The sequence below is a fragment of the Roseomonas elaeocarpi genome, from assembly GCF_042433915.1.
Lineage (GTDB): Bacteria > Pseudomonadota > Alphaproteobacteria > Acetobacterales > Acetobacteraceae > Roseomonas > Roseomonas elaeocarpi.
On the sequence record NZ_JBHLUN010000013.1, the window covers coordinates 158,347 to 167,273 of the forward strand.

Sequence of the window (8,927 nt, forward strand, 5' to 3'; positions counted from 1 at the left end):
CACAACACGGACGATGCAACGGAGGCTCAGATGACCAAGGGAACAGTGCTCGTGATCGGCTCCAACGCCACGCGGATCGAGCTCCAGGGCGGCGCCACGGCCGCGATCGGACAGTACCTCAACGAGACGGTCGTGCCGGCGATGGCGCTGATCGAGGCCGGCTACGACGTCGTCCTCGCCACGCCGGACGGCACCAGGCCGCATATCGACGAGGCCTCCGACACGGCGGGGCATTTCGGCGGCGACGAGGCCGCCTACGCGCGGGCCGGGCGCTTCTTCGCCGAGGATCGCGCCATGAACGAGGTCCGCACTCTGCGCTCGGTGATCGACGCCGGGCTGGACAACTACGCCGGCCTGTTCGTGCCCGGCGGCCATGCGCCCGTGGTCGACCTCATGCAGGATGCCGAGCTCGGCACGATCCTGCGCCACTTCCACGCGGCCGCGAAGCCGACCGCGCTGCTCTGCCACGGCCCGATCGCCATCGCCGCCGCCATGCCGCGTGCCCGCGAGTTCCGCGCCGCGCTGGTCGCCGGGGACCGGGCCGCGGCCGCCGGGTACGCGCAGGGCTGGCCCTACGCGGGCTACCGGATGACCGTCTTCTCGGCGAGCGAGGAGCGGGTGGCCGAGGAACACCTCCTGCACGGCAGGCTCTGCTTCGACATGCCCGAAGCGCTGGAGGCCGCGGGCGGCAGCGTGACCACCGGTTCGGTCGACTTCGCGCCGAACGTGGTGGTGGATCGTGAGCTCATCACCGGCCAGAACCCCGCCTCGGACCATCTGCTGGCGGCCAGGCTGATCGAGGCGCTCGACCGCGCGCCTGCGACCGCGTGAGAAACTGCTCTTTTGGCGCGGGGAGGACCGCTGCATGGGGCGGTCGTCCCGGCGGTCGGGTGATCCCGCCGGCGGAGCGCCGCGCCCACCCGCGGGCAGCCGGCGCGAAAGTAAGATAGTAAGATGGTAGGATAGTAAGGAAGCGAGGCATTGCGCCGCCCGCTTGGGCATCCGCCGCCCGCCCGCGACCGCGGCGGCCGGAATGCTGCCGCGGTGCCCCATTGCCGCGTTGCCCCGTCGGACGGCATCCTCCCGCCCCGCCAGCCTCGGCCCGCCCAGTACCGGAGCCCACCCGATGAACGAGATCCGCACTTCCCGCCCGAACGACCTCGACGCGTTCTGGATGCCCTTCACCGACAACCGATCCTTCAAGGCGAACCCGCGCCTGCTCGCCCGGGCCGAGGGCATGCACTACTACACGCCCGAGGGGCGCGAGATCCTGGACGGCACGGCGGGGCTGTGGTGCTGCAACGCCGGCCACGGCCGCACCCAGATTACCGAGGCGATCCAGCGCCAGGCGGCGATCATGGACTTCGCGCCCACCTTCCAGATGGGCCACCCGATCGCCTTCGAGGCCGCGGCGCGCGTCGCCGACATGCTGCCCGAGGGCCTCAGCCGCGTCTTCTTCACCAATTCCGGCAGCGAGAGCGCCGACACCGCGCTGAAGATCGCGCTGGCCTACCACAAGGCGCGCGGCCAGGCGCAGCGCGTGCGCCTCGTCGGGCGCGAGCGCGGCTATCACGGCGTCGGCTTCGGCGGCATGAGCGTGGGCGGCATCGGCGGCAACCGCAAGCAGTTCGGCGCCATGCTGCCCTACGTCGACCACCTGCCGCACACCCACCTGCCGGATCGCAACCGCTTCAGCCACGGCCAGCCCGAGCACGGCGCGGAACTGGCCGACACGCTGGAGAACCTCGTGGCGCTGCACGGCGCCGACACGATCGCGGCGGTGATGGTGGAGCCGGTGGCGGGCTCCACCGGCGTGCTGGTGCCGCCGGTGGGCTACCTCCAGCGCCTGCGCGAGATCTGCACGAAGCACGGCATCCTGCTGATCTTCGACGAGGTCATCACCGGCTTCGGGCGCCTGGGCACCAATTTCGGGGCCGAGCGCCTGGGCGTGACCCCCGACATCATGACCATGGCCAAGGGCCTGACCAACGCCGCGGTGCCGATGGGCGCCGTCGCCACGAGCGACGAGATCTTCCGCACCGTGGTCGAGGGCGCGCCCAACGGCATCGAGCTGTTCCACGGCTACACCTATTCCGGCCACCCGCTGGCCGCCGCCGCCGCGGTCGCCACGCTGGACCTCCACCGCGAGGAAGACCTGCCCGGCCGCGCCATGGCCATGCTGCCGCGCTGGGCCGAGGCGGTGCACGGGTTCGACCGCGCCGCCGGCGTGGTGGACGTGCGCGACTTCGGCCTGATCGCCGGCATCGAGCTGGAGCCCCGCCCGGGCGCGCCGGGTGCCCGCGCCATGGACGTGTTCCGCCGCTGCTTCGAGGACGGGCTGCTGGTGCGCGTGACCGGCGACATCGTGGCGCTGTCGCCGCCGCTGATCGTCGAGGACCGGCACGTGGAGCGCATCGTCGAGGTTCTGGACGGGGCGATCCGCGCCGTTCCGGCCTGAGCCGCGCGCGGCGTCCGGCAAGCTCCGGCCGCAGGGGAAGGCTGGCGCCGGACGGCGCCTGCCGGGCCGGGCTGGCCGGTGGGGCCTGCCGGACGGCGCTTGCCGGACAGCGCTTGTCGGACAGGGCCCGCCGTTAAGGAAGCCTTGAGGCGGGTGGCCGCAGGATGGCGGCCTGCCCCGTCAGGAACAGAGATGGCAGGCAAGGCCATGACCCGCTCCGAGCCTCCCCGCCCGCGTCGCGACCGGCACCGCGCGGCACGGGGCGCCGGCGCGCGGGCGTCGGGGCACCGTGGCTGAAGCGCCAGTCCCCCCATCGGTCCCGGGGCGTGACAGGCGGGGCGGCGCGGGTCCGGGCCGCTGGGCCGGCAGCCTGCGCGGGCTCCGGCAAGGGGCGACCGTCATTCCCGGCGAAAGCCTGCTGGTGCTGGTCACCCTGGGCTTCCTTTGGGCCGTCCTGATCCTGCACCTGCGCGACGAGCGCGCCGCGATGCTCGAGGACGCCCGTCGCAACACCGCCAACATCGCGGCCCTGGCCGGGCAGGCGATGGCGCGCACGGTAGAAGCGTTGGACGGGCGGCTGCTGCTGATCCGCGACCTTTACCGCCATGACCCGGCGCGGTTCAGCCTCGATTTCCTCAGCCGCGCCGGCGGCTTCCGCGACGACACCACGGTGGCGACCTGGATGATGGATCGCGACGGCATCCTGCGCCGCGGCAGCATGGGCCAGGTCCGGCCGGCCGACCTGTCCGACCGTGAGCATTTCCGCGCGCAGCTCGATCCCGACCGCGACGAGCTGTTCATCAGCAGACCCGTGCTGGGGCGCGAGTCCGGCCGCTGGTCGGTGCAGTTCACCCGCAAGCTGACCGACGCGCAGGGACGCTTCGACGGCGTGGTGGCGGTGTCGCTCGATCCCAGGTGGATCACCGAACTCTACGAGCACCTGGAGATGGGCCCGCAGGGCATGCTGGCGCTGGTGGGCGACGATGGCGTGGTGCGCGGCCGGGGCCCTGCCCAGGACCGCACGCTGGGCGCCGACCTCAGCGGCAGCGAGCTGATGCAGGGCATCGCGGCACGGCCGCAGGGCACGCTCATGGCCCGCAGCCCGCTCGATGGCGTCCGGCGGCTGGTGAGCTTCCATCACCTCCCCCATGCGCCGCTGGTGGTCATGGTCGGCCTCGACGAGGCCGCCATCCTGGCTCATTTCCGGGAATACCGGCGCAACTGGCTCCTGTGCGGGGCCGGGATCTCGGTGCTGGTGATCGGGCTGGGCGCGCTGCTGATCAGCAACCGCCGCCGGCGGCTGGCCTCGCAGAAGGCGCTGTGGGACGCGGTGGAGAACATCGACCAGGGGCTGCTGATGGTGGACGCGGCCGGGCGGGTCCCGGTGCTCAACCGCCGCGCGCGGGAAATCCTGGCGCTGCCGCCCGACACCCGGCGCCTGCCCAGCTTCGCCGACCCCCTGAGCGGCCCTGCGAGCCGCGGCGGCCCCGCCGCGCTGCGCTTCCTGAGCCACGCCCCGGCGGAGGGGCAGGGTTCGGCGCCCACGGAATACCCCCTGCCGGACGGGCGGACCCTGGAGGTCCGCGCCCGCGCCCTGCCGGACGGGGGAACGGTGCGGACCTTTACCGACATCACCGAGCGCAAGCGGGCCGAGGCGCGGATCAGCCACCTGGCCCATCACGACGGGCTGACCGGCCTGGCCAACCGGCGGCTGCTGGGCGCGCGCATCGACGACGCGATCGCCGGGTCGAGCCGCAACGGGCAGGGGCTCTCGGTGCTCTGCCTCGACCTCGACCGCTTCAAGGCGGTCAACGACGTGCTGGGCCACGCCGCCGGCGACCTGCTGCTGGTGCAGGTGGCCACGCGCCTGCGCACCGTGGTCGCGCCCCGCGACACGGTGGCGCGCACCGGCGGCGACGAGTTCGTGCTGCTGCGGCCCGGCACCACGGACCGGGCGGAGCTGTGCGACCTGGCGCGGCGGGTGATCGCGGCGCTGAGCGAGGCTTTCACGATCAACGGCCAGGAGGTGCTGGTGGGTGCCAGCGCCGGCATCGCCCTCTACCCCGAGGACGGCACCGAGAGCGCCGAGCTCCTGCGCAACGCCGACACCGCCCTGTACCATGCCAAGGCCGGCGGCCGCGGCAAGGCCCGCTTCTTCGAGCCGCAGATGGAACAGCAGCAGCGCGCCCGGCGGGTCATGGAGCAGGACCTCCGCGCCGCGCTGGCGGGGGACGGGTTCAGCCTGCACTTCCAGCCGATCCTCGACTGCGAAACGCTGGAGCTGCGTTCCTTCGAGGCGCTGCTGCGCTGGACGCACCCCGACGGCACCAACGTGTCGCCGGCCGAGTTCGTGCCGGTGGCGGAGGAGTGCGGCCTGATCGTGCCGCTCGGCCGCTGGGTGCTGGAAGAGGCCTGCGCCTGCGCCGCCGGCTGGCCCTCGCCCTGGCGCGTGGCGGTGAACCTGTCGCCGGCCCAGATCCGCGGCTGCGACCTGCCCGCCGTGGTGGCCGCGGCCCTGGCGCGCACCGGCCTCGCGCCGGACCGGTTGGTCCTCGAGGTCACGGAAGGCCTCCTGATCGACGACCCGGACGGGGCGCTGACGGCGCTGCGCCGGCTGAAGACGATGGGCGTGCGGATCGCGCTCGACGACTTCGGCACGGGCTACGCCTCGCTCGGCTACCTGCAGCGCTTCCCCTTCGACACGCTGAAGATCGACCGCTCCTTCGTGCAGGGTCTCGAACGCGACGAGGGGGCGCGCGCCATCGTGGAGGCGATCCTGGCGCTCAGCCGCTCGCTCAACCTCAAGGTCGTGGCGGAAGGGGTGGAAACCGCCGAACAGCTCCGCTTCCTGCGGCAGCACCGCTGCGACCAGGTGCAGGGCTTCCTGCTGGGTCGCCCGCAGCCGGCCGCGGCGATCGGCCAGCTGCCGCTGCCGGCGGAACATCTCGCAGCGGTCTGATCCGCGCGGGCGGTTCCGGTGCCGCCCGTCGCCCGTGCCGTCAGCCCTTCTTCGCCGCGTGGGCGCGGCCCGAGCCGCTCTTCTTGCCGCCGCCGTCCTGCTTGTTGACGGTGGCCCAGGCCCGCGCCTCGGCTTCCTTCTCGGGCACGCCGCGCGCCTCGTAGCCTTCCTCGATATGAGCGGCCTTGCGCTTCTGCTTGTCGGTGTAGGCGTCCTTGTTGCCCTGACCCTGTGCCATCTGATCCCGATCCTTCCCTTTGTCCTTGTGCTCATCTAGAAAATCGGTCATCCGGTCTTCCCAGATGTTCTCGTTATGCCCCGCTGTAGCCGGGGTCACACCGGGTACATCGCCGGGTACGTGAACCGTAAAAACCGGGTACGGTTGCGAGTGGTGGAGCGATGCTGACCGACAAGCAGATCAAGGCAGCGGCCCCGAAAGACAAGCCCTACCGTCTTGCCGACGGTCAGGGTCTGCACCTGCAGGTGATGCCCGCCCCGAAGAAGGGCGAGAACGGCAGGGAGGCGAAAGCCTCCAAGCTCTGGCGCTACCGGTACGAGTTCGGCGGTAAGGAGAAGATGCTGGCGCTGGGCAAGTACCCAGATGTCAGCCTTTCCCAGGCCCGCGCGGCGCGTGAGGCCGCCCGGGCGCTGCTGAGACAGGGCAGGGACCCCAGCGCCGAGCGGATGCTGCAGAAGGCGAGCGACGCGGTGGCGGCGGTCACCACCTTCGAGGCCGTAGCGCGCGACTGGTTCGCCGTGCGCTCTCCGACCTGGGTTCCGAAGCACGCTGTCATCTGCATGAACAGCCTGGAAGGCGACGTCTTCCCGGTGATCGGCCGCATCCCGGTGCGCGACATCACCGCGCCCATGGTGCTGGCGCTGCTGCGGAAGATCGAGGCACGCGGCGCGGCGGATGTCGCCAAGCGCGTGCGCCAGCGCATGTCCGCCATTTTCGTCCACGCCATCGCCTCGGGGCAGGGTGACACAGATCCGGCCGCCGTGGTGGCGCCAGCGCTCGTGACGCCCCAGAAGACACGCCGCCCGGCGGTGGCGACCATCGAGGAGGCGCGCCAGGTGCTGCGTGACGTGGAGGAGCGAAGCGCGAAACCCCTATCTCTCCTCGCCCACCGCTTGGTGGCCCTAACCGCCGTGCGCGTCGGCGAGGCCGGCCAAGCGGAATGGTCGGAGTTCGAGGGTCTTAACGGAGCGGAGCCGCGGTGGCGCATCCCGGCGGCCCGCATGAAGATGCGTCGCGACCATCTCGTGATGCTGGCGCCCCAGGCGGTGGAGCTGCTGCGCCTGGCGCATCCGTTGAGCGGCCGCTCACGCTTTGTCTTTCCGAATGCCCGCCGCCCCTCAGCAGGCTTCGCGAACACCCTGCTGGCCGACCTGCTACTGCGCGCGGGCTACGAAGGCCGGCATGTGCCGCATGGCTGGCGCGCGACCTTCTCGACGATCCTGAACGAGCGGTTCCCGCAGGACCGCGGCGTCATCGACCTCATGCTGGCGCACGAGGGCAAGGGAGCGATCGAGGCGGCCTACAACCGGGCCACCCACGATATGCGCAAGCGCGAACTCTGGGCGGCCTGGGCTAACATGCTGCTGGAAGGCGCCACGCCCGCGGAGGCCCTGCTGTCGCGGGTCGCGGTACAGCAGGCGGCCTGAGCTTCAGGCGTGCTTTGGTAGCGTTGATGAACGTTCCGAAAAGATCAGAGGTTCCACCAAGACATAGCCTACGATGACCAAGAAGTCTGGAATTTAGGCAGTCTTCTCCAACTGCAGCTAGCCAAGGTTCCCTGGTCAACGCCGAGGCGTTCTCCAAGGGTCTTCGTCAAGCTATCTCTGACTAGCCGCTGGCAGCACCTTGCCGCTCCGCTAGCCGGAGATTGTAACCAGCCATTCCCTGGCGCCATCACTCGCTCCATCGAGCGGCGCTTGCTCGGTGACACCGGGCGGCGTCTCATGGCGATCCACCTGTGGATGACCGCAATGGTGTCTGGGCCAGCTCTTCCCCCTCACGAGGTTCCCTACATCGCTATCCTGCTGGTGTTCGCACTCTGCGCTGCTGTCCTGAACTACTGGCAGGTGCGCCGGCAGCGTCGGGCTGAGCAGCGGAAGGTGCTGGAGATCCTGAGAACTCACCGATAGGTGCTTCTGACTAACCCGCCCGCCGAGGCCGGCGGGGTTCTTCGCGCCTAACGGACGGCAGCACTTACCTCGACGATGCCGTCCTCTGGTCTGCCCGGCGTCGCCGAACTGGTGGTGCCAAGCGGCCTGGCACTTCCGCTCCTGCTGCAGGATTAATCAGCACGCCGACCGGGTGCTCTTCCTTCCACGCCTTGATCGCGGAGAGCGGCCACCGCACCGATCCACCGCCCAGCTGCCGCGCAAGCGGGAAGGTGCCGTCACGCATGCGGCGGTAGATGGTGGACCGGCCGAGCCCAACCTCCCGCTCCACCTCGGCGAGGCGGAGATAGGGGTCGCTGTTCAAGATGTCTGACGGCATCAGCTCCTCCGCTCGATCAGTTCGCCTAGCAGACGGTCCATGGTCTGCCAGACCGGCTCGTCGCCTCGGCGTTCGCGATGCACCAGGTCGTGCGCCTCGCGGGTGACGTTGAGGGTGCCGCGCATCCGCTCCGGCCGGGGCGTCCGCATCGCCAGCATGGCGCGTTCGATCACCTCAACGGGCACCGCCAGCGTGATGGCGATGTCGGCCGGCTCCTGGCCCTGCTTCCGCATCCGGCGCACGGCCGCCACGAACTCGTCCGAGAGGCCGATGTCAGGGCGCAACGCGCGGGTGCGGCGCGAGGTGTCGCCCGCGTGGTAGCCGGGCGGTGTGCCCTGGAGGGCGCTCATGGCGTGTCCTCCAGTTCGGCGATGCGCCGTTCGATGCTGCGCTCTACCTGCTTCACGGCATCGGGGTGCTGGTGCGACACGCTGGCGAGGTTCGGGCCGTTCAGCGTGCGGAGGCGTCGCGCCGATGCGACATCTGGGCACTGCTCCAGCGCCTTCGTCCAGCCGGCGGCCCAGACCTGCACGTCGGTGGCGGAGCTGATCCGCGCGCGCATCTCGTGCAGGGTGCCGTCGAGGGTGATGAGGGGCAGGCCCTCGGTGGTGGCCTCAAGCATCGGCCTTCTCCTCGCGCGCACAGGCCAGCGCTGCGCGGCCGCGCTCCGTCAGCACGTAGGTGTTGAAGGCGACGCCCGGGGCGAGCAGGCCCTTGGCGATGCAGCGGTCCACCTGCAGCGGCCAGTCGAAGCCGGGCTCCTTCGCGGAGCGGTTCTGCGGCACGTCGCTGTAGGCGCCGGCGCGACGCACGCAGCCGGCGGTCTCCGCCTTGTCGAGGACCCGGAAGTGCGACTTGAACAGCTTCGGGATCTGGGTGGGCGCGGTGGCGGTCGCCATCGTCACACCCTCATCGGCATCAGGCAGGCCAGGCCGCCCGGGAACTCGATCCGCATCGGGGCATGACCGTCCTGCACCCGCATCGTGAAGCCCTTCGGAGCGGCT

At 71.0% G+C, this 8,927-nt stretch carries 8 protein-coding genes and 1 pseudogene; 4 read left to right on the forward strand and 5 right to left on the reverse strand.

Going from position 1 to position 8,927, the window contains the following annotated elements; all coding sequences use genetic code 11:
- Positions 1-30: 30 nt before the first annotated feature.
- From ACFFGY_RS18280 to ACFFGY_RS18290, 3 genes are all read left to right on the forward strand, one after another.
- On the forward strand, positions 31-831 hold the full coding sequence (locus ACFFGY_RS18280; RefSeq protein WP_377045959.1) for a type 1 glutamine amidotransferase domain-containing protein: 801 nt from the start codon (positions 31-33) through the stop codon (positions 829-831).
- Positions 832-1,126: 295 nt separating this feature from the next.
- Positions 1,127-2,458: an aspartate aminotransferase family protein gene (locus tag ACFFGY_RS18285; protein ID WP_377045960.1), complete on the forward strand. Its 1,332-nt coding sequence runs from the start codon at positions 1,127-1,129 to the stop codon at positions 2,456-2,458.
- 421 nt (positions 2,459-2,879) lie between these two features.
- On the forward strand, positions 2,880-5,417 hold the full coding sequence (locus ACFFGY_RS18290; RefSeq protein ID WP_377045961.1) for a bifunctional diguanylate cyclase/phosphodiesterase: 2,538 nt from the start codon (positions 2,880-2,882) through the stop codon (positions 5,415-5,417).
- A gap of 55 nt (positions 5,418-5,472) precedes the next feature.
- On the opposite strand, the pseudogene ACFFGY_RS18295 reads toward ACFFGY_RS18290, so the two are convergent.
- A pseudogene (locus tag ACFFGY_RS18295) lies at positions 5,473-5,655 on the reverse strand (plasmid stabilization protein); the annotation flags it as partial.
- Between the two features lie 161 nt (positions 5,656-5,816).
- On the opposite strand from ACFFGY_RS18295, the gene ACFFGY_RS18300 reads away from it, so the two are divergent.
- Positions 5,817-7,082: a tyrosine-type recombinase/integrase gene (locus tag ACFFGY_RS18300; RefSeq protein ID WP_377045962.1), complete on the forward strand. Its 1,266-nt coding sequence runs from the start codon at positions 5,817-5,819 to the stop codon at positions 7,080-7,082.
- Positions 7,083-7,629: 547 nt separating this feature from the next.
- On the opposite strand, the gene ACFFGY_RS18305 is transcribed toward ACFFGY_RS18300, so the two are convergent.
- The 4 genes from ACFFGY_RS18305 to ACFFGY_RS18320 are packed head-to-tail and all read right to left on the reverse strand — an operon-like array spanning position 7,630 to position 8,822.
- A complete protein-coding gene (locus ACFFGY_RS18305; protein ID WP_377045963.1) occupies positions 7,630-7,923 on the reverse strand; it encodes a helix-turn-helix transcriptional regulator in 294 nt (97 codons plus the stop codon).
- The gene (locus ACFFGY_RS18310; protein ID WP_377045964.1) at positions 7,923-8,273 is read right to left on the reverse strand and encodes a hypothetical protein; all 351 of its coding nucleotides are present in this window, start codon (positions 8,271-8,273) and stop codon (positions 7,923-7,925) included. Before ACFFGY_RS18310 ends, ACFFGY_RS18305 begins: the two co-directional genes overlap by 1 nt.
- Positions 8,270-8,545 carry a hypothetical protein gene (locus tag ACFFGY_RS18315; RefSeq protein WP_377045965.1) on the reverse strand — a complete coding sequence of 92 codons (276 nt, stop codon included), beginning with the start codon at positions 8,543-8,545 and terminating at the stop codon, positions 8,270-8,272. Before ACFFGY_RS18315 ends, ACFFGY_RS18310 begins: the two co-directional genes overlap by 4 nt.
- Entirely contained in the window at positions 8,538-8,822 is a 285-nt protein-coding gene (locus ACFFGY_RS18320; protein ID WP_377045966.1) for a hypothetical protein, read from the reverse strand. The genes ACFFGY_RS18315 and ACFFGY_RS18320 overlap by 8 nt, the downstream gene beginning before the upstream one ends.
- Between the last annotated feature and the right edge of the window lie 105 nt (positions 8,823-8,927).